A 25,261-nucleotide genomic window follows, 5' to 3' on the forward strand; every position below is an offset into this window, starting at 1 on the left:
GGGGGCATAGAATGTGGGGGGAATGTCCGGTAAAATGTAAGGTTGGCGTCGTATGAATATGCTCTGTACAGGTATGAAACTGATGATCCCGTTGGTGGGGTGCCTAAGTCTTGGCGCGTGCGGTGGATCGTCAGGCAGCACGGCAAGTCCGACGGCAGTGATTGGAACGGCACCGCCGCCCCCGGCGGAACCGGTGAATTACGATACAGCGGAATATCGCCATAATTACGGACTGGCGCAGATCAACGCCCTGACCGCCTACGAGCAAGGCGCTACCGGCGGCGGCATTACTGTGGCAGTGATTGATTCCGGTGTGGATGTTGACCACCCGCAAATCGAGGCCAATATTCATCCCGACAGCACCAATATTGTCACCGGCAATAAAAATGACCTTAATGATATAGACGGACATGGCACGGCAGTGGCCGGAGTGATTGCTGCGGTTCGTGATCCGGAGAACAATGCCAGTACCAATGTGCATGGGGTGGCCTTCGACGCCAAGGTGATGGCCCTGAACACGGCCTCGGTCGGCAGTTGCGAAGGGGACGGTTGCTCATTCTATGACAGTGATATTGCGGCGGCACTGGATTATGCCCGTGTTCGAGGGGTGAAAGTGGTCAATATCAGCTTGGGGGGAGATGATTTTAATACCCAGTTACTGGTGGATGCCTATAAACGGGCGGTGGATGCCGGCATGTTGATTGTAATCGCTGCCGGTAATCGGGATGAGGGAGATACGGACGCTGATATTGCGCGACCGGAAAATTCCGCCTCGGTGGCCTGGGCCGACTGGGCCAACGGGCAGATTATTGTGGCCGGCGCCGTAGATAGCAGCAAAACCATTTCTGTGTTCAGTCACCGGGCTGGACCCGTCGCCAAGGATGTTTTTCTGGTCGCCGCCGGCGACAGCATTCTAACCCTTGGGGAGGGCGGGAAGTATTTCTATTATTCCGGGACCTCTTTCGCGACACCGCATATTGCCGGTGCGGCGGCGCTTCTGATGGATGCATTTCCCAATCTGACTGGTAAGACGGCAGCCGATCTGTTGTTTGATACGGCAACGGATCTGGGGGATGCAACGATTTATGGTCAGGGCCTGATCAATTTGCAGGAAGCCTTCCAGCCGCAGGGCACGAGTTCCGTCGCGGTGCGGAGTGCTGCGGGCACCACGGTTGTGGTGAGCCCCGGGGACAGTGTCATGCTAGGCGGGGCGGCCTTCGGTTCTTTTGCCGGTCTTTCATCGGCGGTGAGCCATTCCATGTTGCTTGACGGGTATAACCGGTCTTTCCAGCTTGACCTTGGCCAGCAGATATTTCATGACGAAGATCCTTTGCAGCTGGAAACGCTGGTTGGGTCCCGCAAGGGGGCGAGACGGGCTGATTTGCCGTTGAACCGCCGTAGTCAGGTAACGTTGAGCTGGCGCGAGGGCAGTGATATGCGTGAGGTGGAAGAGCGATATTTCTCTCATCAAAATCAGGTTCAGAACCGATATCGTGATCTGAGGATGAAGGTTGACCTGTCTTTTGACGGGGGGCAAAAACTGACGTTTGGGCAAGGTCATTCATTAAAGGAAACCTTGGAAGATTATGACGGTGACGCTTTCTTGACCATAGGCAAGGGTGACTTTATGGCGCTGGCCAGTGGGTCGGACAGTCAGAATGTCGCTTACAAGAAAAAGCTAAGCGCCAAAACCGGGCTGACCTTGGCATTGAGCCATAAGTCACAGGACTGGGCGCTTTATAACTTGAAATCGAACAGCTATCTGGCGATGACCCGCTGGGATCATCGCCTGTCAGACACGGTGCATGTGGGGATTGATCTTGGCCTGATGGCGGAAGAGGGGGGCGTGCTTGGCAGTCTGTCAGGTGGTGCAATATCCCTGGGGGACGGTGCGGCAACAAATTTCCTTGCCACCCGTCTGACCTGGAAGATGAATGATCATTTGAGGTTCTTCTCTACCGCGACCCTTGGGAGAACCAAGGTGCACGCGGCGACGTTCAGTTTGATAGAAGGTGTGTCTACTGTCACGTCCCAAAGTTTTTCCGGGGGTTTGATCGGCCAGTCGTTATTCCGGAACGGGGATCGCTTGAGCTTGGCGGCCAGTCAGCCGCTACGGGTCAGAGGAGGGACAGCCAGGGTAGCGCAGGTCAGAGAGCGGGATTATGCTACCGATGTCCTGTCCTTCGCGACACAGCAGGTGGCCTTGCGTCCGACCGGACGCGAGATTGATATCGAGCTGGCGTATCAGATCGGTAATGTCTGGGGGGCCGATGTGGCGTTGAATGCGCTGCATCAAATTAATCCAAATCATGACAGCTATGCGCCAGACAATAGTGCACTGATGATCCGCTTTGGATCCAGTTTCTAAGTCTTGTAAATTAAAAAGAAGAACCGGCTGTTCAGATTAAATACCGTGTTTCTCGTTGTGGGCAAGAACCCAGTTTTCAAATTCATCAACAGGCAGTGGCTTGCTGAAATGGTAGCCCTGCAGGACATCACAGCCTTTTTGTCGCAGAATCTGGACCTGCTCTTCGGTTTCCACGCCTTCTGCGACCACGGAAAGGCCGAGACTGTGCCCCAGGCGAATAACCGCATCGGTAATGGCGGCGTCGTCATGATCTTCGGTGATGTCGCGGATAAATGACTGGTCTATTTTCAGCTGATGTACGGAAAAGCGTTTCAGATACGCCAGAGAAGAATAGCCGGTGCCAAAGTCATCAATGGCGAGAGATATTCCCATGTCGGCGAGGATTTCCAGTTTGCGGGCCACGGCATCAGTATCACCGATCACCATACCTTCGGTGATTTCAAGCTCTAACCGGCTGGGGTCAAGCTGGGCGCCTTCCAGAGCGCACTTCACATTATCGACGAATTCCTTGGTCTGGAACTGCCGTGCGGAAATATTGACGCAGGTACGGAAATAGGGCATTCCCTTGTTCTGCCATTTCTTGGCCTGCAGACAGGCCATTTCAAGAATTTTCTGCCCCAGATCAAGCATAAGATCTGAATTCTCGGCAATGGGAATGAAGAAAAAGGGCGGAATCATACCTTTTTCCGGATGTTGCCAGCGGATCAGGGCTTCGGCGCCAAGAACGCTATAATCTACGGTGTCCAGCATGGGTTGGAAATGCAAAACCAGTTCATCTTGGTTAATGGCTTTTTTCAAATCAATTTCGATCTGTTTTTCTGCCTTGGCGCGGGAATCCATATCGGAATCATACAGGCAGAAAGTATTCTTGCCGTCATGTTTTGCCTGATAGAGCGCCACATCGGCCATGCGAATGAGTTCTTCCGGTTTTTCTGAATCGAGAGGAAAGAAGCTTATGCCGATGCTGGTGCCGATCTGATGCTGATGATCTTCTATTTCAATGGGTTTGCTGACCGCGTCGAGGATGCGTTGGGCGGCCCTGGTGATGTTCTTGGTTTCTTCTACGTTGGTAAAGATAATGGCAAATTCATCACCGCCGAGCCGGGCGACGGTATCGACTTCGCGGGCGCAACTTTCCAGACGATTGGCAACGATCCGAAGCAACTTGTCCCCGGTTGCATGACCGTGCATGTCATTGACAGGTTTAAAGCCGTCGAGATCGAGAAACATCACCGCAACCTTGTTGTTCATTCGCAATGCCATACGCATGGCCTCGTCCAGACGTTGCTGCAACAGATTGCGGTTGGCAAGACCCGTCAAGCTGTCATGCAAGGCCATCTCACGGATGAGCGTCTCGGCTTCGTGACGTTCCGTGACGTCGGAAATGACGATGGTATATTGTTTGTGACCGCTGACAAGCACGTCCTGGACCGACAATTCCACGGGAAAGCTTGTGCCGCATTTTTTGTGTCCGGTTCCGGTGTGGTTGCGGAACCGGTCATCGGATGTCAGGGAGACAATAAAATGTTCCATATCGGCTTCCGATGCGACATGGGTGCTGTCCATCAGAAACAGCAGGTTTTTTCCAAGGACATCCTGAGTTGAATACCCGAAGGTCTTGCTGACTGAATTGTTGCATGTCAGGATTGTGCCTTTGGGGTCAATGGTCACCAGAACATCATTGATGGCATTGAGGATGGCCTCAATATGTTTTGCCGAATTTTCTGCGGATTCCCGGGTCAGGGCCAGTTCTTCTGCCATCTGAACCGCTTTTGAAGCCTCCTGCTCCATGATCTCCCGGTCGCGTTCGGCTTCGAGCAGGCGAATGTTATGTTCTTCATGTTCTTCGCTTGACTTTGTTGACAAGGCGGGTCGGGAACTTATATGCGGGTACTGGTTCACCAGTAAAGAAATATCTGAAAAGGTCAGAATGACGCCCACACCGGGAATGACCTCGCCCTTGATGTCGAGTATTTTTACTGGCGACAGGCGATATTCATAATTGAAAGGGAAGAGATCATCTGCAGTTTCCGCCTTGGAAAGTTCTTCCAATATCTTGCTGGCGAACTGATTTTGTGCCGAGGTTTCTTCATCCCACTTGATATAAAGGATGTTCGTGAGGGTCAGTTTGGTGGTGAGCTTTTGGGGATCTATTTCCAATATCTTGGCAAGCTTCTTGTTCCACATGTTGAGTGACAAGTCATGCGAAAAGAGCGCCACACCATGAGGCAGACCGTCCAGAATTTCCGGCAAGCCGCTGATAGGGGTGGTCTTTTTATCTTTACGTTTTATTACGCTAACGACTTTACTGCACATTGAAGAAAGCTCTTCTATATAAATAATTTGCCATAGTCTATAATGGGGGGCTTAATAGTCAGTTAATGATGGGGGTGAGAAAACAAAGAATTGTAATAAAAATGTATATGTCTGTTTTAATTATGATATTTTGCGTCAAAGCAGTGGTTTTTTTTCCTGAAAATCCATTCTGTATAACAATTTACTTAATTAGATTAATCTTAATTGGTGGTGTATGAAAGTCAATAATCCTGCAGATGTGGCGGGGGGGAAATCGGCCCCTTTGGACCTGGATGTAAGGGGCCATAAATGTCCGATCCCGATCCTGCGTTTGCGTCGTTGTCTTGAAGGACAGGCGGCGGGAACCTATATCAGGATTACGGCCACCGATCCAATGACGCAGATTGATATCCCGCATTTCTGTCAGCAGGCCGGCCATATGCTGATAGAGCAGACGGAGATCGGAGAGAATTTGTATTTTCTGATCAAAAAAACTGGTGATTGATGACTGAAAGGTTTATCACAGGGACATCTTTGGAAAGCAGAGTAATCTATGAGTGATACAATTGACGACGTACTGGAAACCTTCGCATTTATTGATGATTGGGAAGACCGGTATAAATACATTATTGATCTGGGCCGCAATTTGCCGCCCTTCGATGAAGCGGCAATGACCGAGGAAAACCGTGTGCATGGCTGTACCAGCCGGGTTTGGCTGGTGCATGATTTGGAGGATGGGCGTGTGCAGTTCAGGGGCGAAAGTGATGCTCATATCGTGCGTGGGCTTGTGGCCTTGATGCTGATGCTTTTTTCTGACAAAACGCCGGCGGAAATTCTCAGCATAAATGCGCGGGATACGCTTGATCAGCTGGGGCTGGAAAAGCATTTGTCGCCGATGCGTACCAATGGTCTGTTTTCGATGGTGGAAAAAATCAAGACAATCGCCGCCGCCTATCAGGGCGTTATCGCCTGATCCATGGCACAGTTTGACCATATCACCGAAGATAATATCGTTCAGCTTGTCGATCGTTTCTATGAAGAAATTCGCCAGGATAGCCTGCTCGGGCCTATTTTTCAGAGGGTGATCGGGGATCAGTGGGATCAGCATATGCCCAAAATGTACGCTTTCTGGTCCAGCGTGATGCTGAAGACGGGGCGCTACAAAGGTCGTCCGGTCCCAACCCATATGAAAATAGGGCCGCTTGAGCCGCAGCATTTCACCCATTGGCTGGCGTTGTTCAGACACGTGGCCGAAAGCCTGTTTGTGAAAGACGTCGCCGCGCAATTTGTCAGCAAGAGCGAGATGATCGCAGAAAGTTTGCAACTGGCGATTTTCCGCAGTAAAGCCCTTGAGGGCGGGATTGATCTCGCAGGTTGGAAGAAACCACTCTCCTGATATAGCTAAAAGATATGACATCATAAACAAGATGGGGTATAGTTTTCGTCATGTTTCCTGACTGTAGTGTTCTCTGACGGCAGAGAGCCTGTTTATCGGTCAGCAGAAGAATATATTTGATGGTGACTATGGATTTGAAAAATCTGGTGTTGATGATCCCGCATGCGCAACGTTTGGGACTTCGTTTTGTTGATACCTCAGACGACGAGCTGGTTGTTGAAATGCCGTACAACCCTGAACTGGAAGTTCTGCCGGGGACTGGTCTGATTGCCAATGGGGCAATTACGGCTTTTCTGGATACAGCGCTTGGGGCGGCGGCTTCGGCTCAGTTCAATGAGATCAGGCGGGTGGCAACCCTGGACCTGCGGGTGGATTATTTTGAGAAGCCTGCCGCTTATAGCGATGTGCGGGCAAAAACCCGTTGTCTGAAAGTCACTGACCAGCTTGTTTTTGTGCAGGCGGATGCTTATGTCGGGGCGGCAGAACAGCCTTTCGCCCATGCGGTGGCAGCTTTTTCTCATATGGCCTTTACTTTTTCTGATGGACAGTCCCTAAATTCAAAAGAGGATGAAACGGTGGGGCAGTTGTCATGATACGTGATTTTTTACAGCCGCTGAAGAAGTGTGACCGTTTTGATCAAGGTCTTGATTTTAGTCCCTATGCCGCGATGATGGGCTTTCGTCTGCGCGGGGAACAGGGGGCGTTGACATCAGTGATGGAATTCCATGATGACCTGGTGGGGTCGCCGTATCCTCCGGCCTTGCATGGCGGAACTGTGGCCTCCCTGATGGAAATGGCGGCGCTGCTGCAACTGGTATGGCAGAGTGACCGTGAGGTTATGCCCAAAGCCATTGACATTACTATAGATTATCTGCGCAGCGGCCAACCGGAAGATACGTATGCCAGAGCGCGGATTTTTCGTCAGGGGCGTCGCTTTGCCACATTGCACGCCGAAGCATGGCAATCCAACCCGGAAAAACCCATTGCTTCCGCCATGCTGCATTTTCAGATGGTGGACTGAACATTATCAGTTTTGGCAAAGGTCCGGGCGATCGCTGGTGGTGGTAAGCCAGACAAAATCGGCATCGCTTCCGTCCAGGGTTTCCTGAAAGGCAATCCGGATAAGAGGAAGGCCTTCGGCTTCTTTGACCCTGTGATCCGTGGTGGTGATCAATACGGGAATTTGATCCGGAAACTGCTGTCGTTGTTCTTGCAGAATATGGCTGTACAGGGCAGTGCGGGATCGATGGGCAAGGATAAGCTTGTCCACTGTTTCCGCAGGCAGATCGAGACAAAAATCTCCTTTCAATCGTGCCTTGTGCCGGATGACGTCTGCTGGTGGCAGGGGAGGCTGTAATGCCGGCAACAGGGCGGTCTTCACATCATCCGGCAATCCTGAGAGTCCTCGTTGATGTATGCTGCCGACTTCATGACGGGCGAAATCGGCGGCGATCAGGGGCAGTGATTTTTCATAGGCGAAATCAAACAAAGGCTTGATTTGCTGCCAGAGAGGTTTGCCGCTATTGTTCCAGGTGAGTAATATTTCGAGTCCCCGGGACTCCGCAGTCAGATTTTCATTTTTATTGCGTTGGGTTATAATCTGGAAGGCATTTTGTTTATCTCGTTCTATCATGGACAGGATCAAAGCCGGGTTGCGGTTGTGGCTTTCCAGGTGACGAATGATCTGGATAATCTGGTGGACCGGGACAGGGGTTTTAAGATCTGTCGCCAGCAGCAATGCCGTGGCCGGGACAATTTTTTTGTGTAACTGTTTCTGTGATATGAACTTTTTCGTCTGCCGATCCCAGATGGGGGTGGCGGAGTCCGGGGTTTGAGCCATCGCTGGTCCGGGCAGAAGGCCGGACATCTGTACCAGTAGGAGGACAATAATGCCGATGGTTTTCATAAGTCCTCTGAATAAATAAAGCCGAAACTACATTATTATCTGTAAAAGATCTTATTTTTACGTCATATTCAAGATTATGTCCATATAGCTAATAGAGATATAGCAGGAGAAATATTAATGACTCATATCAATCAGCAGATCGTTTTGAAAAGCCGGCCAGAGGGCTGGGTGACGCCGGATAATTTTGAACTGGTGGAAGGCCGCATTCCGGAAATCGGCGCGGGCGAGTTTCTGGTGCGCAATCTTTATCTCTCGGTGGATCCCTATATGCGCTCGCGGATGAATGACGCCAAGTCTTATGTGCCGCCGTTTCAGATCGGTGAAGTGCTGGAAGCCGGGGTCGTCGGTGAAGTGGTCGCCTCGCAGAATGACAAATTCAAGGAAGGCGATGTGGTGGTCGGCATGTTCGGCTGGGAAAATTATTCCAAATCGACCGGCCAGGATGTGATGGTCGTGGAGCGCGGTGCCGTGCCACTGTCTTATTATCTCGGGGTGCTGGGCATGCCGGGCATGACCGCCTATGCGGGCCTTGTCGGCGTGGCGAACCTGCAACCGGGGGAAACGGTATTTGTATCGGCAGCCTCGGGCGCGGTCGGCAGTGTGGTCGGGCAGCTCGCCAAGATTATGGGCTGCACCGTGGTCGGATGCGCCGGGTCCGATGACAAGGTGACGTATCTGGTGAATGAACTCGGTTTTGACCGGGCGTTTAATTATAAGACCTGCGGCAATATCGCCAAGACCATTGCCGAGATGTGTCCGAAAGGCATTGACGTCAATTTCGAGAATGTCGGCGGCGAGATCATGGAAGCCGCTCTATGGAACATGCGTAACTACGGCCGCATTGCGCTGTGCGGCATGATCGCCAATTATAATGACAAGGAAATGAGCCCCGGACCGCGCGGCCTGGGCATCATGATCCAGCGGCGCTTGAAGATGCAGGGCTTTATCGTGTTCGATAATCCGGCGCTGAATATGGAATTTGTCGGCAAGGCGGCGCAGTGGCTGAAAGAGGGTAAGCTGAAATACCGTGAAACCGTGACCGAGGGACTGGAAAATGCCCCGGCGGCCTTTATCGGCCTCCTCAAGGGGGAAAATTTCGGCAAACAGATCGTCAAAATCGTTGACTAAAGTCAGGTCAGTTCTATTTTTATTGACGCTGCATGCCGGCTATGGAATAGTCACGCTGACTTTCATACAGGAGATTTGATGTCCCGATCATAGTTTGAGGAAATATTTCCTCAGAGACGCGAAACGCAAAACCCATTGCTTGACTGACCGAGCAAGCTGTTTCTGCATCTGATTTTGGATAGTTAATAATTGGGTGCCGGCATTGTCTGTTTAGGACTCCCGGCCCCTGTATGATTGAGACAAATCAATGATTAGAAAATACGAAACCCGCGACACAGATGAACTGGTCGCGATATGGCGGCGCGCGAGCGCCGTGGCGCATCCCTTTCTTTCGAAGGATTTTTTAGAACAGGAAGCGGAAAATACCCGCAGCCTCTATCTTCCCCATACGGAGACCTGGGTTTTTGAGAAAGCAGGGCGGCTGGTTGGCTTTATTGCTTTGCTGGGCAATGAAGTGGGGGGATTTTTCGTTGACCCGCTCCATCAAGGCCAGGGTCACGGTCAAAGTCTGATGGATCACGCGGTGCAGTTGAAAGGAGACTTATGTGTCGACGTTTTCAGTGAAAACCCCATTGGTCGTCGGTTTTACAGCCGTTATGGCTTTCGGGAAGAGCGCGAGCATCATCATGAGGCCTCGGGCCATATGCTGACGCATATGACGTATAGCAATAAGTAAACGATTGAACGAGAGGGGGAAACGCCTCTCGTTTTTTTTAGGTCACAGGAAACGGATATTTCCAGATCCCAAAGCGCGATAGGTTCTACTCCTAATCAATGAGGAGACAACAGATGAGCTTTATTTTTAACGCCCTGGATGATCGGGAATTTTCCCATCTTTATGGTTTGAGTGACGCGGAACTGGCGGCGCAGGGCGTGGTGACGCGCATTGCCGACAGTCCGTCTTTTCCCTGTCGTGTGACCCTGGAAGGGGCGCGGATTGGCGAGCGGGTGCTGCTGTTGAACCACACCCATCTGGACGTGAATAGCCCCTACCGGGCGTCTTATGCGATCTATGTGCGCGACGGGGCGAAAACCCGGCGGCTCGCGCCGGGAGAACTGCCTGACTATCTGCAAAACGCCCAGATTGCCCTGCGCGCTTTTGATCGGAAAGCCTTGCTGGTGGCCTATCAACTCACCCCCGGATCGGATGCGCACGACTATCTGGACGAGATGTTGGCCCAGCCCGAAGTCGCTCATGTTGATGTGCATTTTGCCGGGCCGGGTTGTTACTTCGGTCGCGTAACCCGTTGCCCTTAATTATCTTTTTTGTCCGGTTTGTTGTTTTTCTTGTCCGCCTTCACTCCGACATTATCGTTGGAGGGGGGCAGCAGGTCGCGGGCGTTGATGGGGCAATAGGGGGGCTCGACATTGGCCGGGGTGCCGTCATCGCATAACCGTGTGCAATGTTCGCTGTCCCAGCAATGAATTCTGGTGCAGGCGGGTAAGACAAGAATGAGCAAGAGCGGCAACAGGTACTTCACGTTAACTTTCCTTTTCTGGGGTCTCGTCGAATTCCAATATATCCGCTGGCTGGCACTCAAGAACGCGACAGAGTTTTTCCAGGGTGCCGAAACGGATGCCTTTGACCTTGCCGGTCTTCAGCAGGGACAGGTTTTGTTCGCTGATGCCGATCAGGACGGCCAGATCTTTCGATTTCATTTTTCGGCGGGCCATGACCACGTCGAGATTTACAATAATTGCCATGAGGTCCTCATACAAACTGCTGATTTTCAACGGATAGACTCTGGGCTTCTTCCATCACGTGGGAGATCACCACAAACACCAGTCCGAGCAGGATAGTGTGAATTTCTGTCGTGCCGATATTGACGGAGAGAAAACGTTCACCGTCGGCATGGTTCATGGACAGGATGACGCTATAGACGCCGCCAAAGACGGGCGCCAGGCCGCCGCCGATGATGCTGACCCAGGCGAATTTACGGATATAGATAGCGTTCTCAAGCAAGAAAACCTGACCCAGGGCATAGTTTTTAAACAATCTCCTCAGGTTGATCAGCCCGAACAGCCAGATGGCCAAAGGGAGGAGGGAAAATAGCGCACCATAAATTTGGGTCATGACGTCAAAGGTCGCGACATCATACCGGTCCTCGAATATCTGGGGAAACCAGTCGAGTTTCAGCCAAATCAGGAGGGAGAGGGCCGGCAAAAGGATGAGAAGGCCAGTGCAGACATGGGCGAGCCAGCGGCTTAAGCTTTGAATTTTGTTGCGATACGCCATGAAAATCCTCGTAGAAAATGACATTTATTCATGTAAAACATGAAAAAAAGGCAAAATCAAGGATTAGTTAAAGTGCATCAGTGAAAATCTGTCGCAGGGCCTTGGCCGTTTCCGGCCAGTTGAGAGGACGCATATTTTGGGAAATTTGTTGGCGGTTCCACGGATGGGCCAAAGCGCTGTTGACGGCGTCAACCAATGCGTCGGCATTACGTTCGGGCAGCAAGATACCATTTTCAGCTGTGATGACCTCTGGAATGCCACCGACGTTGGTGGCGACGACGGGGGTGCCGGCGGCCAGGCTTTCCAACACCACATTTGGCATGCCTTCGCGGGAAGACATCAGGATACTGCAGTGAGCGGCGGCGTAATAGCGGGGCAGATCAGCGTGGGGCACATGGGAGAGAAAAGTAACCCGGGGGGATATGTCGAGCTTCTTGGCCAGGGCTTTCAGGCGGCCTTCCTGTTCGCCGGTTCCGATAATGGTCAACCGGCATTGCGGCAACTTGACCAACGCCTCCAGGATGTAGCGGTGACCTTTTAACGGTACCAGATTGCCGACAGTGATCAGGTGATTTTTTTCGATTTCCGCACTGTGGGCGGCGGCAAAGAAGGTGGGGTCTACCCCGTTAAGCAGCAGGGTGAGCTTTTCTGCCGGTACGCCGTGGCCGATCAAACGATCTTTGAGCGCCTGGCTGACGCAAATGATTTTCCGGGCATAGGCCAGGGCCTCGAGTATGGCGGTACGGGGCTTGTCCTGTTCCATCCAGTAATTGACGTCACTGCCCCGGGCGGTTAGCACCAGCGGTTTGGTGTGGGTCTTCGCCAGATGGTACGCGGCAACCCCGTCAGGATAGAGATAATGACCATCCACCAAATCAAAATCTTCGTCATCGGGATAGGCGTCAGGCAGGCATTTCTCACCGGCTTTTGCCATGGCATCGGCCACATTAATAAAATTGGTGCCGGGCAGGGTCAGATAGCGCGGGTGCCAGACTGCAATCCCGTCTTGATTTTCCTGCAGGTGGATATGATTGTTGCGATAAAATCGCGTGCCTTTACTGAACCCTAGAAGCGGGACGTAATGAACCGGCGCGATGACCGTGCGGCTTACCCCGTCAAGGGCGTCAAAGGCGCACATGCGGTTTTTGACAAAGATGCCCAGACGGGGGTCCATGTCGTTGGGGTAGAGGCTGGTGAATGTCAATATCCGCACATGTTATCCTTAGGTGCCGCCGTATCAGGTGGCGAGGTTTTGCCGCGCGAGGAATTGATCAAACATCATCAGGGTCCAGAGCGGGGCGCTGTAATCGCGCAGGCCGGACTGATGTTGACTGACCAGGTGATTCAGGTAATCGGCGTTGAAATAGCCGCTGTCAAGCATGCGGTCACTGAGCACGGACTGCTGAATATCCTGTTTTAATTCGTTACGGAACCATTTTCCGAGTGGCACCCCGAACCCCATTTTGGGGCGATAGAGAATATCATTCGGCAGACGACCTTCGAGAGATTTCTTGAAGATATATTTGCCTTCACCGTTGTGGAGTTTGAAATTGGAAGGCAGGGTGGCGATCCATTCCACCAGTTTATGGTCCAGAAGCGGCACGCGGACTTCCATGGAATTGGCCATAGAGGCCCGGTCAACCTTGGTCAGGATATCACCGACCAGATAGGTCTTCATATCGATATATTGCAAGATCGACAGAGGATCGGTACTGCCCGACATGCCGCCATATTTATTAAACAGATCCAGAGTATTGTACCCTTGCAGGTCATTTTTGAGACCGTCGGAGAACAGCTGGGATCGCATATCGCCTTTCAGGATCGAAACGCCGTGGAAATAGCTTTCCACATGATCACGGGCAAGACCCTGGAAAGTCGTTTTGGCGCGGAACATGCGTGGCGCCCAGTCGGCTTTTGGATAGAGCTTGCCGAGGGTGCCGAAGACAGGCTTGCGTAAGGCGTCGGGGAAGATGCCGCGCAATTTCTGTTCGAACATTTGCAGCTGATAACGGCGGTAGCCGGCGAGATTTTCATCGCCGCCATCGCCGGACAGGGCGACGATCACTTTTTCCCGCGCCAGTTCGCAGACCCGGTAGGTGGGCAGGGCGGAACTGTCGGCATAGGGTTCGTCATAGATGTCGATCAGTTTGTTAACCAGGGAATAATCGCCGGGATCGACCATGCGTGACCAGTGATTTGTCTTGTAACGTTCGGCGACCCGCTGGGCATAGTCGGCCTCGTTATAGCTTTTTTCCGAAAATCCGATGGAACAGGTATTAACCGGGGTGTCACTGATATCGGCCATATCGGCGACCACAGCGCCAGAATCGACTCCGCCGGACAGGAAAGCGCCAAGCGGCACATCGGCAACCATGCGGATTTTTGTGGCTTCTCTGATGCGGTCCTGTAATTCGACCCGGGCATCTTCGAATGTGCCTTTATAGTCGCCGGTGAATTGTACGTCCCAATATTGGGTTTTCTCCTGCCGGCCGGATGCCATGTCTACCAGGATACTGTAGCCGGGTTCAAGCTTGAAGACATTTTTGTAAATGGTGTTGGGTTCGGCGACATACCCGAGGGAAAAGTAATCTTCCATACTTTCCTTGCGCAGGTTCTTGACGAAATCCGGATGGGCGGTCAGGGCCTTCAGCTCGGAGCCGAACAGGATGGTTTTTTCCCCCACAGGCGCGTAAAAAAGCGGCTTGATGCCAAGCCGGTCACGGGTCATGAAAATCTGCTTTGTACGCTTGTCATAGATCACATAGGCGAACATGCCGCGGATGCGCTTGACACTGTCCGGTCCCCAGGCGTGATAGGCATACAGGATCACTTCAGTATCGCAGCGTGTGCGAAAACTGTACCCGAGGCCTTCCAGTTCGGCGCGCAGTTCGACAAAATTGTAAATTTCACCGTTATAAACAATGGTCACGTCTTCCGAGGCGCTGCTCATGGGTTGTTGGCCGCTTTTCAGGTCAATAATCGACAGGCGACGGTGGCCGAGGCCGATGCCATCATCCACATAAAGTCCCGCTTCATCAGGGCCCCGATGATGGATGGCATCCGTCATACGTTTGATGATTGCTGCGTCAGGTTTCCGGTCCAGCGATGTAATTATACCAGCTATGCCACACATATTGCAGGAGTTTCCCTCGAAAAAAATGTTGCGTTATATATCTTTATGGCTCTCTTTTAACGACCATAATTTAAAAGATGTTTAATGTCAGGAGAAAAATAGCGCAAGTTTGTGGCGCTGGTATGTCGCAAAAAAAAGCCCCGGTTGTGACACCGGGGCAGTCGGAAGATATCAGGAGAGTATCTCCTAATATTGAGATGAGGTTACAGGCTCTTGCGTTTTCTGAGAACGATGGTCAGATAAAGCAGGGCGGCGCTCAACGCCAGGCCAAGCCAGAGTTCCGGGTCAGAGATGCTCTGAAACATGTCCAGCGGTGTCTGAAAGCTGATCTGTTCCATGCTCTGGCCATCCATATGGATATTGTGTTCGGTATTGATCGACAGGCGATTGGCGACAAACATCAGCAGATGGTTGGTATTGAAGAATAATTCTTCCATCAATGCTGCCAAGGCTACGGGAATGGTTGCCACCAGCAAGGGAGTGCGTTTGGCGACCACTGAGGCCAACATGAACCAGGCGAAGATCGGCAGGGACCACAAGCCATAGATGATGACGGCTGAAATTTCTGTCAACAACAGGGCTGGCAGGTTGCTTGATCCCCACAATAGTTCCCAGGCGCTGAATTCCGTGCCGATGGTAACGAAAGACCCGACAATTAACAGGAAAACCTGGAAGATAAAGGTAAAGCCTATGGCCACCAGCGGAATAACCAGCATAACAGTCAACAGTTTGGAGGCCACTGTCTGCAGGTCGGACACGGGCATTGATTTCCAAAACAGAATGCTGTTGTCCTTGCGTTCGTCATACAGACTGCCCAAGGCGGTAAAGACCATGCAGAACCAGACCCCGATGAAGACCGGCATATTGGCAGCCAGAAGTGCATGATTAAGGTGGTCACGCATTTCCTGGGCGTCACGTTCTGACATCGTTGAAATGAATTCACGCAGTGTGAAGGCTTCGTCGTCAATATGGATGGACTGTCCGAAAATGCCCATACCGACGATGACGAGGGCCATGGCAAGCCCGGTGATGACCAGAGGCGTTGTGAAGATGGCGCGACGGTTTTCCCAGTATTCCCTGAGCATCAGGGTCTTGAAAGGGTTATACCCGTTTACTTTTACAATGGAGGCTAACATATTTTTTCTCCGTTTCTCATTCTAAAGTTTATTTCTAATGGCCTGTTCAGGCTGCGTTACACCAGGCTACATTCGCTCAGCCAGCATGTGGCGGTTGTCCGGTTTTGTGACCCGTCATTGTTCGGGCCCGACCTTTCTTTTTGTCCGGTAGGCATATTGGCCAGTCCACTGACAAGAAGAAGGGTAATGACACCGGCAACAATCAGAGCATGTGTTCTGGTGTGTGACGCAGACATGATTAACGGCCTTCCATAAGGGTGACGAAAAGATCCGACAGGTTGATGCGGTTGACGTCGCCAAGTTCTGAAAGCTCTGCCCGGCTCCGGCCTTTGAAAATAAAGGAGGTCCGACCAAGCACGCTTTGTTCTGACACGGGGCCCAACGCGCGGGCGGCATCGACATTGGCGGCGGGGGGATTCAGCACCATCCAGTTTTCTCCAATGTCTTCCATATCGGCGGCAAGCACGATCTGGCCTTCACGGATGAAGACGACCTGGGACAGGATATTCTCAATCTCGTCCACCTGATGGGTGGTGATCAGAATGGTTCGGTCCTCGTCAAAGAAATCTTCCAGCAGATGATGGTAGAATTTCTTGCGGTAGATGATGTCGAGGCCAAGGGTTGGCTCATCCAGAACCAGGATCTTGGCGTCGATGGACATGATCAGGGCCAGATGAACCTGAACGATCATCCCCTTGGACAGCTGGCGGACCTTCTTATCCAACGGCACACTTGTTTCTTTCAGGAAAGCCAGGGCCTTCTCGCGGTCAAAGCTTGGGTGAACGCCTTCGACAAAGTCGATGGCTTCATGAACCTTGATCCATTTTGGCAAGGTGGCGACGTCGGAAATAAAGCAGATTTCTTTCATTAGTTCGTCGCGCTGGCTGTAGGGATCAAACCCCAGGACTTTCAGGTCGCCGTCATAGGCGCTGAGGCCGAGAATGCTGTTGAGCAGGGTGGTTTTACCCGCGCCATTGGCGCCGATGATGCCGACGATCTGGCCTTTTTCGATGTTCAGGTCAACATTCTTCAGGGCTTTGAAATTGCCGTAAGATTTGCTGAGGTTCTGAGCGGTAATAATATTGGTCATGCTAGGCTCCTCGCTCAATGACTGGTGTTGTTTTCTGAGGCTTTGACCAATTCCTTGGGGTCAAGCCCGAGGCGGGAAATCCGTTTGATGATTTCGGGCCATTCCTCGGTGAGGAATTTTTCCTGTTCCGCTTTTAAAAGATTCTTTTTGGCGCCTTCTAAGATAAACATTCCAAGACCTCTTCTTTTTTCTACCAGTCCTTCATCAACAAGCTCTGCATAAGCTTTGGAGGCTGTGATGGGGTTAATTTGATAATCCACGGCGACCTTGCGTACGGAAGGTAAGGCTTCGCCTTCTGTTAGAACCCCGTCCATTATCATGGCGAGGATCTGCTCCTTCAGCTGCAGATAGATCGGTTGGTCATTTTTCCACTGTGTTGCCACTGTAAATTCCTATCTGTAAGAGTTGGCACTAAACTGTTGTGGTGTTTAAGTGTTGTACAAAGATAGTACACTATTGCGATAAAGGTCAATGAAAAAAGTTATAAATCTTTTAAATCTTTTATTTATATGTAGTTATGTATATTAAGGGGAGGCGTGGACTGTTGTATCCGGTGTGTTGCAGGCCCCCTGCGGAGTAAAAACATGGTCTCTGGCGACTCATTGAATTTGATCAGAAGATAAAAAATTCCTCTGCCCTCTATCTCTGACGCTGCAAAAAGCATATATTAGGGGTAATAATGAAAACAAAGGATCTTAAATGTCTCTGACCTCTCTCGCCCCGTTCCGCGGCATTTTTATCATAAAGCAAACTCTGTTAGGTTTTATCATGACGGTAACTCTTCCCCTATCGGTCGCCATGGCGGCTGCGCCAGTCTCTGTCGATATGATTGTTCATGGTCGTTATGTGGTGACGATGGACAAGACGCGGCCGGTGATTGACAATGGGGCTGTTGCGGTCAGGGACGGGGTAATTGTCGCCGTAGATACGGCGGAAAAGATTACGGCGGCCTATTCGGCGGAAACTTATGTGGCGGGGGATGACCGGATATTGATGCCGGGGTTGGTCAACGGTCATACTCATACGGCGATGGTTCTTTTTCGCGGCATGGCGGATGATCTGGCGTTGATGCCGTGGTTGCAGAATTATATCTTCCCGATGGAAGGCGAATTTGTTGACCCGGACTTTATTGAAACGGGCATGCAGCTTGCCTGCATGGAAATGATCAAGGGCGGCACCACCTCTTTTGTCGACATGTATTTTTATCCGGACCGGGGGGCGGATGTTATCGAAAAATGCGGCTTGCGGGCAGTGATGGCGGCGCCTTCAATCGACTTCCCGAGCCCGGGCTTTACCGGCTGGGATGATTCCTTTGCAGCTGCGGTCAAGTTCGTCAAGGAACGCAAAAGTAAATCCGGGCGGGTGATCCCGGCGTTTGCACCGCATGCGCCTTATACGGTTTCTGCAGAACATTTGGCGGAAGTCGCCAAAGTGGCTAAAGAACTTGATGTGCCGATCAGTTTCCATCTGGCGGAAGATCGGGCGGAACTTACCCAGATTAAAGAAAGATATGGCAGCAGCCCGGTGCTGCATGTGGCCAATCAGGGGATGCTGGACAGCAAATTGATTGCCGCCCATGTTGTCCATCCAACCGATGAAGAAATTAAGCTGCTGGCGGATCATAAGGTCGGGGTGATCCATAACCCGACATCAAATCTGAAAACCGCCGCCGGTGTGGCGCCGATCCCGCAAATGGTCGAGGCAGGCGTTGTTTTGGGGCTGGGTACGGATGGCGCGGCGTCGAACAATGATCTGAACATGTGGGAAGAAATTCGTCTGGCGGCGCTGCTGCATAAAGGGGTGCAATATGACGCCACACTGATGCCGGCGGAGGTTGTGCTTGATATGGCGACCCGGGGCGGTGCGGAAGCGGCGCAACTGGGGGATCTGGTGGGTGATCTTGTGGTGGGCAAGAGGGCCGACATGATTCAGGTGGACATCACCGGAGCGCATATGACGCCGCTATATAATGTGATCTCTCATCTGGTCTATGCGGTGAACAGTAACGATGTGGTGACAACAATTGTCGACGGCCATGTCCTGATGCAGGACAGGGTGTTGAAAACCCTGGACGGGGAAAAGGTGCGGGCGAAAGCCAATGCTATCGCCGCTAAAATCACCGAAGCTCTGAAGAAAAAGGCCGCCGCGGAATAAGCTATTCCGGCAGGACGAAGGAATGGGGCAGGAGTTCCGCCAAAGTAAAACTGCGGTTTCCGTCAACATGCACAGGTGTATCCGGGCTCATGAATTCTGACATTACCTGACGGCAGGCGCCGCAGGGCACCAGAGATTCTTTTGCCAACTGGTCTTCATCCCGACCAATGGATATGGCGAGCCCGGTTACCTTGGAATTACTTGCTGTGCGGGCGGAAAACAAGGCCACCCGTTCCGCACAACAGGTCAGGCCATAGCTGGCATTTTCAATGTTGGTGCCCGAAAAGACCTGACCATCTTCCAACAGCACAGCAGCGCCAACCGGAAATTTGGAATAGGGGGAATAGCTGTGGGCTTTGGCCGCCCGGGCGGCTTTGATCAGTTCGTCTTTGCTCATATGTCCAGTTCCTTCTGTAAATCCTGAAAGTTTTCTGAAGAGTATACCTGGATGCCGTGCTGTTCCAGTAAGGCGGCGGTTACGCCTTTGCCTTGTCTTCTTGTGCCATCAAACTGGCCGTTGTAAATCTGAGCTGAGCCACAAGAGGGGCTGTATTCGGTGAGGATGGCATATTGGCATCCATTTTCCCGGGCCAGGGTGAGGGCGCGTTCCGCTCCGCGGATAAAGGCTTCGGTATGATCCGTTCCCTGCGCGTCAAAGACCTGGGCCTGTTCACGCAGGACGTCTTCGCCATCCCCAGTCCTGATCTCAGCGGCGGGCCGCGGGGCGGGCAGTCCCCCGACCATTTCCGGGCATACCGGCACCAGACGGTCTTCCGCCTGCCATTTTTCCAACAGGGGAGAGGCCATATATTTATCACCGCCATCATACCGTACCTTGTGGCCGAGAAGACAGGAACTGATCAATATTTTTGCACGGGCCTTTGTAATGTTTTTGCCTTTGAGTTTTGGACTGTTATTGGTGTAAGAGAGTTATACCGGGTTAAGGGATATCTATTTTATTTACCAACTGATAAAAAAACTATATATAGGATGGATATTTTCTGAACACAATAAAAATCACAGCAAGCATAAGTTCTTAAAGTAATGGCCAAACTCTATTTTTATTATTCATCGATGAATGCGGGAAAATCAACTACTCTTTTGCAGTCGAGCTTCAACTATCAGGAGCGGGGCATGGAAACCATGCTGTTTACCGCCCTGCTGGATGATCGTTTCGGGGTGGGCAAGGTTGCCTCGCGCATCGGGCTTGAGGCCGAGGCGCATACGTTCGATGACAAGACTGATATCTATCAGGCGGTGACCAATGAACTGAAACGCCGCAAACTCAATTGTGTGTTGATTGACGAGGCGCAGTTTCTCACCAGGGATCAGGTATTTCAGCTGGCGTCCATTTGTGACCGGATCGGTATTCCGGTGCTGACCTATGGTATCCGCACTGATTTCCAGGCAGAATTGTTCGAAGGCAGCAAGCATCTTCTGGCCATCGCCGACGAACTGCGGGAGCTGAAAACCATCTGCAAATGCGGCAGCAAAGCCACCATGAATCTGCGCACCGACGATAAGGGAAATGTCATCAAGGAAGGCGCACAAACCGAGGTTGGCGGCAATGAACGCTACGTCGTGTTGTGCCGTAAACATTTTATGGAATTGGCCTTTAGCTAATCAAACATTCACTCAGGAGACCATTATGCGGAAATTCTTAAGTCTGGTTATGATTTTTACCTTGTCGGGCATTCCCAGTGCCCTGGCTTATGAAAAAACCGGCCACCGGGTGGTGGGGGAGCTGGCGGAACGTCATCTTACGGATGCGGCGCGGGCGGGCGTCAAAGCCATCCTGGGCAACGCGTCCCTGGCGGAAGTCGCCAACTGGGCGGATGAAATGAAATCCAATCCGGATGACTATTGGCGGAAAGCCAATGTGTTTCATTATATCAATGTACCGGCAGGTCAGACATTTGAAAATACACCGCGCAATCCTGAGGGCGATGTGCTCAGTGCTTATGAGGAATTCGTCGCCACCCTGAAGTCAAAAAATGCCACGCTGGCGGAAAAACAGCATGCCCTGAAGTTTCTCGTCCATATAGTTGGCGATATGCATCAGCCGTTACATTATGGTCATGCCGAGGATCACGGCGGTAACCGGGTGAAGGTTATGTGGTTCGAGGAGGTGACTGATCTGCATTCGACATGGGATATTCATCTGGTCGATAAAGAGAAGCTGTCCTTCACCGAATGGTCCAATTTCCTTGATAAAGCCAGCCCGGACGAAATCGTCGCCTATCAATCCGCCACACCGCTGGATTGGGTGCATGAAGGGCTCAAGCTGCGTGACGAGGTTTATCAGGTTGGTGACCGGAACTTTTCCTGGGGCTATGTCTATAAATATCGCCCGGTGATCCGGCAGCAATTGCTGAAAGGCGGTATGCGTCTGGCCGGCACCCTGAACGCAATTTTCGCGGAATAAAATCGCCCCCGAAAAATGCTTTGGCTTTTTCGGGCTTTGTCGTACCATTTATCGGGGGGACCTATTTGATTGAGAAACATTCGTGAGAAAGGGGAAATGGAATGACAGAACGTAATACAGCCAAGGGCAGATGTTTGTGCGGCGCAGTCGCTTTCACGGCACATCCGGCGCAATGCCATGTCGGGGCCTGCCATTGCAAGATGTGCCGGAAATGGGGCGGCGGTCCTTATATGGAGATTGATTGCGGGACGGATGTTGTGTTTGAGGGGACGGAAAACATCGCCTTGTTCAACTCGTCGCAATGGGCCGAGCGAGGGTTTTGCCGCTCATGCGGCAGCCATCTGTTTTATCACCTCAAAGAGACAAATCAGCATATGATGCAGGTCGGCCTGTTTGACGATGATGAGGCCTTTCAGTTCACGCACCAGGTCTTCGTTGACGAGAAGCCAGCCTATTACAGCTTTGCCAACCATACAGAGGATATGACGGGGGCTGAAGTCTTTGCCAAATTTGCGCCACCGTCGGCGTAAGGACCAAAGCCCAACACGCCAACAGCAGGAGTTTAGAATGACGGGACGCACATATAAAGTATCAGCCATTATGATCGTGGGAGCTTTGCTGCTACTGGTCAGTAGCGGCTTGCCGGCGCGGGCAACGGCATCAGAGGAAAAAGCTGTACGTGCAGTATTGGACCAGATTTTTGACGCCATGCGGGCCGGGGACAGTGGGCCGTTGAAAACCCTAATTCTGCAGGATGCACCGCTGAACCGTATCATGCCAGGAAAACCCCTGCATCATGGCGACCTGTCGAAGTGGACAGCCTGGGTTGATGGTCTGCAGCCAGGGCAGGCGGATGAACAGATTTTTGATGTCAAAATCAATGTGGAAGGCGCGCTAGCGTCGGCTTGGGCTCCCTTTACCATAGCATTGGACGGGGAACTGAAATCCTGTGGCGTTAATCACTTTACTCTGGTGAAGCTGGATGACGCCTGGAAGGTATCGGCCTTGATTGACACCCACACCCCGGAAAAATGCCCGACCAAATAGGGCCGGGCGTCTGGGAGGGCTGATCTGCCTTACAGGGTTCCAAAAATGCGGTCGCCGGCATCGCCGAGTCCGGGAACGATATAACTCTTCTCATTGAGTTTCTCATCAATGGCGGCGGTATAGATTTCCACATCCGGGTGGGCCTTGCGCAGGGCGGCGATGCCTTCCGGGGCGGCAAGCAGACAAAGGAAGGTGATGTCGCGGGCGCCGGCGCGCTTGATGCGGTCGAGCGCCGTAATCGCAGAATTCCCCGTGGCGAGCATGGGATCAACCACCAGACAGAAGCGTTCCTCCAGATGAGCCGGCGACTTGAAATAATATTCAACCGCATGCAGGTCATTTGGATCGCGATACAGGCCGACATGGCCGACCTTGGCCGAAGGGATCAGGTCCAGCAGGCCCTGCGCCAGGCCTTCGCCTGCCCGCAGGATGGAAAAGATGCACATCTTGCGGCCCTTTAGTTTCGGCGATTGCATGGTGGTGATCGGTGTTTCAACCTCCACCTGCTGCACGGGCAGGCTGCGGGTGACTTCATAGCCCATCAGCAGGCTGATTTCTTTCAGGAGCATGCGGAACAGGAAGGACGGGGTGTCTTTTTTCCGCATGATGGTCAGTTTATGTTTAATCAGCGGGTGATTGATCAGCGTAACGCCTTCGGGGGTATTCAACATGTTATTCTCTATTCGGTTACCGTTAAAGGCGGAAAAGGGCGCTGTTAATGCTCAGGACTCTTTTAGAACTCCGCCCAAAATAATTTGTTTGACTGTTTTTTTAGCCTGTTTGTAAAAATCTTCGTCCTGCAGCGTTTTGCCGGTCAATGTTTCAATCTGGGTTTCAAAATCCGCGTAATGCTGGGTTACGGCCCAGATCATGAAAATCAGATGGATCGGATCGATCGGGCGAATGTCGCCATTCTTGACCCAGCCCTTGATGACCTTGGTATCTTCATCCACCAGACGTTTCAAGTCTTCCCCCAGCAGGGTTTTAAGAATCGGGGCGCCTTCCATGATCTCATTGGCGAACACCCGCGATCCCGCCGCATGATTGCGGGAAAATTCCAGCTTGGTGTCAATGTAATTGCTGATGGTTTCTTCCGGCGTGCCTGTAACCTGCCAGTCTTGCAGGCATTGCAGCCATTTATTGAGGGTTTGCTCAAGAACCGCGAGGTAAATTTCTTTTTTGGTTTTGAAGTAATACAGCAGGTTTGGCTTGGACATGCCGGCCATTTCGGCGATCTGGTCAATGGTGCCGCCGCGAAAACCATATTTGGCGAAGATGTCGGTGGCCGCGTCGAGGACCTTCTGCTGATTTATTATCTGTATGCGAGAGCGTTTTTTTTGCATAACCTAATCTTTTTTCATTATTGTCATTAATACTGCCTGTTCAGAAAAGGATTCTGAATATCCATATTTGGTAAGTATCTGTATAATCAGTTTTACACGTATGATCCATAAATCATATTCAATCCGCTACCCTCACAGCACAATAGCCTAAATTGAGCTTCAAATAAAATAAAATTGGAAAATATTTTATCAAATGATAAAAAAATACTCTAAAAGGGTAGAGAAACAATATTTAAGTCATGGAATTAAGGAGCAGAACATGCTTGTCAAAGAGATTATTCGCAAAAAGCGCGATGGCGGAGAATTATCGGCTCAGGAGATCAACAGTCTCATCGAAGGGCTGGCGGATGGCTCTGTGAGTCGCGAACAGGTTTCGGCCTTCACCATGGCGGTTTACTTCCAGTCGATGAGCATTACCGAGGTCAGCGCCCTGACCAAAGCGATGATCAGCAGTGGCGTCAAACTCGACTGGTCGACGGAAGATCTCGGCGGGCCTGTGGTGGATAAGCATTCCACAGGCGGTGTTGGCGACAAGGTCAGCCTGATGCTGGCGCCGATGATTGCGGCCTGCGGCGGTTACGTGCCGATGATTTCCGGGCGCGGTCTTGGCCATACCGGGGGTACGCTCGACAAGATGGAAGCCATTCCCGGTTATGATGCGACACCGGATCTGGATATTTTGCGGCGGGTGGTGAAGAAAACCGGCTGCGCCATTATTGGTCAAACCGCAGAACTCGCCCCGGCGGACCGGCTGATTTACAGCGTGCGCGACGTGACGGCGACGGTTGAATCCATCGCCCTGATCACCGCCTCGATCCTGTCGAAGAAAATTTCCGCCGGTCTTGACGCCCTGGTGATGGACATCAAGGTGGGGCCGGGCGCCTTTATGGAAACAGAAGCACAAGCCGAGGAACTGGCCAGTTCCATCATCCGGACAGCGGGGGAAAATCAGGTGCCGACCCATGCAATACTGACCTCCATGGATGAGGTGCTGGGCCGTACGGCGGGCAATGCCCTGGAGGTGGTGGAAACGCTCGACTATTTGAGTGGCCGGGTGCGGGATCCGCGGTTGCATGAGGTGGTGATGTCACTGACGTCAGAGATGCTGCTGCTGACTAAACTGGCGGCGACTCGTGAAGAAGCCGAGGCGAAGCTGGAGGCGGTGCTGGATAATGGCCGGGCGCTGGAAATTTTCGCCGAAATGGTTACGGAATTGGGCGGGCCGGCGGATTTTGTCGAGAAAAATGATCTCTATCTTGCCAAGGCGCGGGTGATCAAGCCGGTCTATGCCCGCGATGCCGGGTATGTGTCCGCGATTGATGTCCGCGGGGTTGGCAATCTGATTGTTAAATTAGGTGGCGGAAGATCGGTGCCGGGGCAGGTGCTGGACATGGCCGTGGGATTGGGCGACATTGCCCGGATCGGCGAATATGTCGATGCACAAACTCCGATGGCGATGGTGTATGCCCAGTCGGACGCCGAGGCCGAACAAATTATTGCCGATATGCAGAACTGTTACCAACTGTCGGAACAGCCGCAAGCGGCGCCGCCGGTGATCCGCAAGCTAATGACGGCCTGATGATAACAGACGCAAAAAAAAGCCC

At 51.9% G+C, this 25,261-nt stretch carries 30 protein-coding genes; 15 read left to right on the forward strand and 15 right to left on the reverse strand.

Features of this window, described 5'->3' with window-relative positions; genetic code table 11:
- Positions 1 to 52 precede the first annotated feature (52 nt).
- The gene (locus FIV45_RS03945; RefSeq protein WP_099471107.1) at positions 53 to 2,368 is read left to right on the forward strand and encodes a S8 family peptidase; all 2,316 of its coding nucleotides are present in this window, start codon (positions 53 to 55) and stop codon (positions 2,366 to 2,368) included.
- 36 nt (positions 2,369 to 2,404) lie between these two features.
- On the opposite strand, the gene FIV45_RS03950 is transcribed toward FIV45_RS03945, so the two are convergent.
- Positions 2,405 to 4,684: an EAL domain-containing protein gene (locus FIV45_RS03950; RefSeq protein WP_099471108.1), complete on the reverse strand. Its 2,280-nt coding sequence runs from the start codon at positions 4,682 to 4,684 to the stop codon at positions 2,405 to 2,407.
- A gap of 214 nt (positions 4,685 to 4,898) precedes the next feature.
- On the opposite strand from FIV45_RS03950, the gene FIV45_RS03955 reads away from it, so the two are divergent.
- From FIV45_RS03955 to FIV45_RS03975, 5 genes are all read left to right on the forward strand, one after another.
- The gene (locus FIV45_RS03955) at positions 4,899 to 5,168 is read left to right on the forward strand and encodes a sulfurtransferase TusA family protein (protein WP_099471109.1); all 270 of its coding nucleotides are present in this window, start codon (positions 4,899 to 4,901) and stop codon (positions 5,166 to 5,168) included.
- Positions 5,169 to 5,216: 48 nt separating this feature from the next.
- A complete protein-coding gene (locus tag FIV45_RS03960; RefSeq protein ID WP_099471110.1) occupies positions 5,217 to 5,636 on the forward strand; it encodes a SufE family protein in 420 nt (139 codons plus the stop codon).
- 3 nt (positions 5,637 to 5,639) lie between these two features.
- Complete coding sequence (locus tag FIV45_RS03965) at positions 5,640 to 6,059, forward strand: group III truncated hemoglobin (protein WP_099471111.1); 420 nt, start codon at positions 5,640 to 5,642, stop codon at positions 6,057 to 6,059.
- Positions 6,060 to 6,178: 119 nt separating this feature from the next.
- The gene (locus tag FIV45_RS03970) at positions 6,179 to 6,652 is read left to right on the forward strand and encodes a PaaI family thioesterase (RefSeq protein WP_099471112.1); all 474 of its coding nucleotides are present in this window, start codon (positions 6,179 to 6,181) and stop codon (positions 6,650 to 6,652) included.
- A complete protein-coding gene (locus FIV45_RS03975) occupies positions 6,649 to 7,080 on the forward strand; it encodes a PaaI family thioesterase (RefSeq protein ID WP_099471113.1) in 432 nt (143 codons plus the stop codon). Before FIV45_RS03970 ends, FIV45_RS03975 begins: the two co-directional genes overlap by 4 nt.
- 6 nt (positions 7,081 to 7,086) lie before the next feature.
- Here the strand turns inward: FIV45_RS03975 and FIV45_RS03980 are convergent, their stop codons facing one another.
- A complete protein-coding gene (locus FIV45_RS03980; protein WP_099471114.1) occupies positions 7,087 to 7,965 on the reverse strand; it encodes a ChaN family lipoprotein in 879 nt (292 codons plus the stop codon).
- A gap of 117 nt (positions 7,966 to 8,082) precedes the next feature.
- Here FIV45_RS03980 and FIV45_RS03985 point away from each other — a divergent pair, with 117 nt between their 5' ends.
- The 3 genes from FIV45_RS03985 (at position 8,083) to FIV45_RS03995 (ending at position 10,350) form a co-directional block, all read left to right on the forward strand.
- Positions 8,083 to 9,093, forward strand: coding sequence for an NADP-dependent oxidoreductase (locus FIV45_RS03985; RefSeq protein ID WP_099471115.1), 1,011 nt, complete (start codon positions 8,083 to 8,085; stop codon positions 9,091 to 9,093).
- Positions 9,094 to 9,340: 247 nt separating this feature from the next.
- Entirely contained in the window at positions 9,341 to 9,769 is a 429-nt protein-coding gene (locus tag FIV45_RS03990; protein ID WP_099471116.1) for a GNAT family N-acetyltransferase, read from the forward strand.
- Between the two features lie 113 nt (positions 9,770 to 9,882).
- Complete coding sequence (locus FIV45_RS03995) at positions 9,883 to 10,350, forward strand: DUF1203 domain-containing protein (RefSeq protein ID WP_165776876.1); 468 nt, start codon at positions 9,883 to 9,885, stop codon at positions 10,348 to 10,350.
- On the opposite strand, the gene FIV45_RS04000 is transcribed toward FIV45_RS03995, so the two are convergent.
- The 9 genes from FIV45_RS04000 to FIV45_RS04040 form a co-directional block, all read right to left on the reverse strand.
- On the reverse strand, positions 10,347 to 10,574 hold the full coding sequence (locus FIV45_RS04000) for a hypothetical protein (RefSeq protein ID WP_099471118.1): 228 nt from the start codon (positions 10,572 to 10,574) through the stop codon (positions 10,347 to 10,349). The two genes, FIV45_RS03995 and FIV45_RS04000, sit on opposite strands and share 4 nt — an antisense overlap.
- 1 nt (position 10,575) lies before the next feature.
- Complete coding sequence (locus FIV45_RS04005; protein ID WP_099471881.1) at positions 10,576 to 10,797, reverse strand: helix-turn-helix domain-containing protein; 222 nt, start codon at positions 10,795 to 10,797, stop codon at positions 10,576 to 10,578.
- Positions 10,798 to 10,804: 7 nt separating this feature from the next.
- Positions 10,805 to 11,329, reverse strand: a complete 525-nt coding sequence (locus FIV45_RS04010; protein WP_165776877.1) for a DUF2975 domain-containing protein — start codon at positions 11,327 to 11,329, stop codon at positions 10,805 to 10,807.
- Positions 11,330 to 11,396: 67 nt separating this feature from the next.
- Entirely contained in the window at positions 11,397 to 12,542 is a 1,146-nt protein-coding gene (locus FIV45_RS04015) for a glycosyltransferase (protein WP_099471120.1), read from the reverse strand.
- A gap of 24 nt (positions 12,543 to 12,566) precedes the next feature.
- Positions 12,567 to 14,462, reverse strand: coding sequence for an XrtA/PEP-CTERM system amidotransferase (locus FIV45_RS04020; RefSeq protein ID WP_099471121.1), 1,896 nt, complete (start codon positions 14,460 to 14,462; stop codon positions 12,567 to 12,569).
- Positions 14,463 to 14,665: 203 nt separating this feature from the next.
- On the reverse strand, positions 14,666 to 15,598 hold the full coding sequence (locus tag FIV45_RS04025; protein ID WP_099471122.1) for a hypothetical protein: 933 nt from the start codon (positions 15,596 to 15,598) through the stop codon (positions 14,666 to 14,668).
- Positions 15,599 to 15,654: 56 nt separating this feature from the next.
- Positions 15,655 to 15,834: a hypothetical protein gene (locus FIV45_RS04030; RefSeq protein ID WP_099471123.1), complete on the reverse strand. Its 180-nt coding sequence runs from the start codon at positions 15,832 to 15,834 to the stop codon at positions 15,655 to 15,657.
- 2 nt (positions 15,835 to 15,836) lie between these two features.
- On the reverse strand, positions 15,837 to 16,688 hold the full coding sequence (locus FIV45_RS04035) for an ABC transporter ATP-binding protein (RefSeq protein ID WP_099471124.1): 852 nt from the start codon (positions 16,686 to 16,688) through the stop codon (positions 15,837 to 15,839).
- Positions 16,689 to 16,702: 14 nt separating this feature from the next.
- Positions 16,703 to 17,071 (reverse strand): GntR family transcriptional regulator, encoded by a 369-nt coding sequence (locus tag FIV45_RS04040; protein ID WP_099471125.1) that lies wholly within the window; start codon positions 17,069 to 17,071, stop codon positions 16,703 to 16,705.
- 316 nt (positions 17,072 to 17,387) lie between these two features.
- Between FIV45_RS04040 and FIV45_RS04045 the strand changes: the two genes are divergently transcribed.
- On the forward strand, positions 17,388 to 18,842 hold the full coding sequence (locus FIV45_RS04045; RefSeq protein ID WP_204601995.1) for an amidohydrolase family protein: 1,455 nt from the start codon (positions 17,388 to 17,390) through the stop codon (positions 18,840 to 18,842).
- 1 nt (position 18,843) lies between these two features.
- On the opposite strand, the gene FIV45_RS04050 is transcribed toward FIV45_RS04045, so the two are convergent.
- Positions 18,844 to 19,239, reverse strand: coding sequence for a cytidine deaminase (locus tag FIV45_RS04050; protein WP_099471126.1), 396 nt, complete (start codon positions 19,237 to 19,239; stop codon positions 18,844 to 18,846).
- Entirely contained in the window at positions 19,236 to 19,730 is a 495-nt protein-coding gene (locus FIV45_RS04055) for a 2-thiouracil desulfurase family protein (RefSeq protein WP_099471127.1), read from the reverse strand. The genes FIV45_RS04050 and FIV45_RS04055 overlap by 4 nt, the downstream gene beginning before the upstream one ends.
- Before the next feature lie 156 nt (positions 19,731 to 19,886).
- Between FIV45_RS04055 and FIV45_RS04060 the strand changes: the two genes are divergently transcribed.
- The 4 genes from FIV45_RS04060 (at position 19,887) to FIV45_RS04075 (ending at position 22,314) form a co-directional block, all read left to right on the forward strand.
- Complete coding sequence (locus FIV45_RS04060; protein ID WP_099471128.1) at positions 19,887 to 20,465, forward strand: thymidine kinase; 579 nt, start codon at positions 19,887 to 19,889, stop codon at positions 20,463 to 20,465.
- A 25-nt stretch (positions 20,466 to 20,490) separates the two neighbouring features.
- Positions 20,491 to 21,267 (forward strand): S1/P1 nuclease, encoded by a 777-nt coding sequence (locus tag FIV45_RS04065; RefSeq protein ID WP_165776878.1) that lies wholly within the window; start codon positions 20,491 to 20,493, stop codon positions 21,265 to 21,267.
- Between the two features lie 101 nt (positions 21,268 to 21,368).
- A complete protein-coding gene (locus FIV45_RS04070; protein WP_099471130.1) occupies positions 21,369 to 21,797 on the forward strand; it encodes a GFA family protein in 429 nt (142 codons plus the stop codon).
- Between the two features lie 37 nt (positions 21,798 to 21,834).
- The gene (locus FIV45_RS04075; protein ID WP_099471131.1) at positions 21,835 to 22,314 is read left to right on the forward strand and encodes a nuclear transport factor 2 family protein; all 480 of its coding nucleotides are present in this window, start codon (positions 21,835 to 21,837) and stop codon (positions 22,312 to 22,314) included.
- Between the two features lie 29 nt (positions 22,315 to 22,343).
- Here the strand turns inward: FIV45_RS04075 and upp are convergent, their stop codons facing one another.
- Together upp and FIV45_RS04085 are read right to left on the reverse strand one after the other, a co-directional pair.
- On the reverse strand, positions 22,344 to 22,985 hold the full coding sequence (upp, locus tag FIV45_RS04080; RefSeq protein WP_099471132.1) for a uracil phosphoribosyltransferase: 642 nt from the start codon (positions 22,983 to 22,985) through the stop codon (positions 22,344 to 22,346).
- Positions 22,986 to 23,036: 51 nt separating this feature from the next.
- A complete protein-coding gene (locus FIV45_RS04085) occupies positions 23,037 to 23,657 on the reverse strand; it encodes a TetR family transcriptional regulator C-terminal domain-containing protein (protein WP_099471133.1) in 621 nt (206 codons plus the stop codon).
- 259 nt (positions 23,658 to 23,916) lie between these two features.
- On the opposite strand from FIV45_RS04085, the gene deoA reads away from it, so the two are divergent.
- Positions 23,917 to 25,236, forward strand: a complete 1,320-nt coding sequence (deoA, locus tag FIV45_RS04090) for a thymidine phosphorylase (protein WP_099471134.1) — start codon at positions 23,917 to 23,919, stop codon at positions 25,234 to 25,236.
- The last annotated feature ends 25 nt before the right edge of the window (positions 25,237 to 25,261 follow it).

This window comes from Paremcibacter congregatus (assembly GCF_006385135.1).
Taxonomy (GTDB): Bacteria; Pseudomonadota; Alphaproteobacteria; order Sphingomonadales; family Emcibacteraceae; genus Paremcibacter; species Paremcibacter congregatus.

Bases quoted from the DNA above. Each gene is read 5' to 3' on its own strand.
- FIV45_RS03945 (WP_099471107.1), top strand. From the start codon at position 53: ATGAATATGCTCTGTACAGGTATGAAACTGATGATCCCGTTGGTGGGG.
- FIV45_RS03950 (WP_099471108.1), bottom strand. From the start codon at position 4,684: ATGTGCAGTAAAGTCGTTAGCGTAATAAAACGTAAAGATAAAAAGACC.
- FIV45_RS03955 (WP_099471109.1), top strand. From the start codon at position 4,899: ATGAAAGTCAATAATCCTGCAGATGTGGCGGGGGGGAAATCGGCCCCT.
- FIV45_RS03960 (WP_099471110.1), top strand. From the start codon at position 5,217: ATGAGTGATACAATTGACGACGTACTGGAAACCTTCGCATTTATTGAT.
- FIV45_RS03965 (WP_099471111.1), top strand. From the start codon at position 5,640: ATGGCACAGTTTGACCATATCACCGAAGATAATATCGTTCAGCTTGTC.
- FIV45_RS03970 (WP_099471112.1), top strand. From the start codon at position 6,179: ATGGTGACTATGGATTTGAAAAATCTGGTGTTGATGATCCCGCATGCG.
- FIV45_RS03975 (WP_099471113.1), top strand. From the start codon at position 6,649: ATGATACGTGATTTTTTACAGCCGCTGAAGAAGTGTGACCGTTTTGAT.
- FIV45_RS03980 (WP_099471114.1), bottom strand. From the start codon at position 7,965: ATGAAAACCATCGGCATTATTGTCCTCCTACTGGTACAGATGTCCGGC.
- FIV45_RS03985 (WP_099471115.1), top strand. From the start codon at position 8,083: ATGACTCATATCAATCAGCAGATCGTTTTGAAAAGCCGGCCAGAGGGC.
- FIV45_RS03990 (WP_099471116.1), top strand. From the start codon at position 9,341: ATGATTAGAAAATACGAAACCCGCGACACAGATGAACTGGTCGCGATA.
- FIV45_RS03995 (WP_165776876.1), top strand. From the start codon at position 9,883: ATGAGCTTTATTTTTAACGCCCTGGATGATCGGGAATTTTCCCATCTT.
- FIV45_RS04005 (WP_099471881.1), bottom strand. From the start codon at position 10,797: ATGGCAATTATTGTAAATCTCGACGTGGTCATGGCCCGCCGAAAAATG.
- FIV45_RS04010 (WP_165776877.1), bottom strand. From the start codon at position 11,329: ATGGCGTATCGCAACAAAATTCAAAGCTTAAGCCGCTGGCTCGCCCAT.
- FIV45_RS04020 (WP_099471121.1), bottom strand. From the start codon at position 14,462: ATGTGTGGCATAGCTGGTATAATTACATCGCTGGACCGGAAACCTGAC.
- FIV45_RS04025 (WP_099471122.1), bottom strand. From the start codon at position 15,598: ATGTTAGCCTCCATTGTAAAAGTAAACGGGTATAACCCTTTCAAGACC.
- FIV45_RS04030 (WP_099471123.1), bottom strand. From the start codon at position 15,834: ATGTCTGCGTCACACACCAGAACACATGCTCTGATTGTTGCCGGTGTC.
- FIV45_RS04035 (WP_099471124.1), bottom strand. From the start codon at position 16,688: ATGACCAATATTATTACCGCTCAGAACCTCAGCAAATCTTACGGCAAT.
- FIV45_RS04045 (WP_204601995.1), top strand. From the start codon at position 17,388: ATGTCTCTGACCTCTCTCGCCCCGTTCCGCGGCATTTTTATCATAAAG.
- FIV45_RS04050 (WP_099471126.1), bottom strand. From the start codon at position 19,239: ATGAGCAAAGACGAACTGATCAAAGCCGCCCGGGCGGCCAAAGCCCAC.
- FIV45_RS04060 (WP_099471128.1), top strand. From the start codon at position 19,887: ATGGCCAAACTCTATTTTTATTATTCATCGATGAATGCGGGAAAATCA.
- FIV45_RS04065 (WP_165776878.1), top strand. From the start codon at position 20,491: ATGCGGAAATTCTTAAGTCTGGTTATGATTTTTACCTTGTCGGGCATT.
- FIV45_RS04070 (WP_099471130.1), top strand. From the start codon at position 21,369: ATGACAGAACGTAATACAGCCAAGGGCAGATGTTTGTGCGGCGCAGTC.
- FIV45_RS04075 (WP_099471131.1), top strand. From the start codon at position 21,835: ATGACGGGACGCACATATAAAGTATCAGCCATTATGATCGTGGGAGCT.
- upp (WP_099471132.1), bottom strand. From the start codon at position 22,985: ATGTTGAATACCCCCGAAGGCGTTACGCTGATCAATCACCCGCTGATT.
- FIV45_RS04085 (WP_099471133.1), bottom strand. From the start codon at position 23,657: ATGCAAAAAAAACGCTCTCGCATACAGATAATAAATCAGCAGAAGGTC.
- deoA (WP_099471134.1), top strand. From the start codon at position 23,917: ATGCTTGTCAAAGAGATTATTCGCAAAAAGCGCGATGGCGGAGAATTA.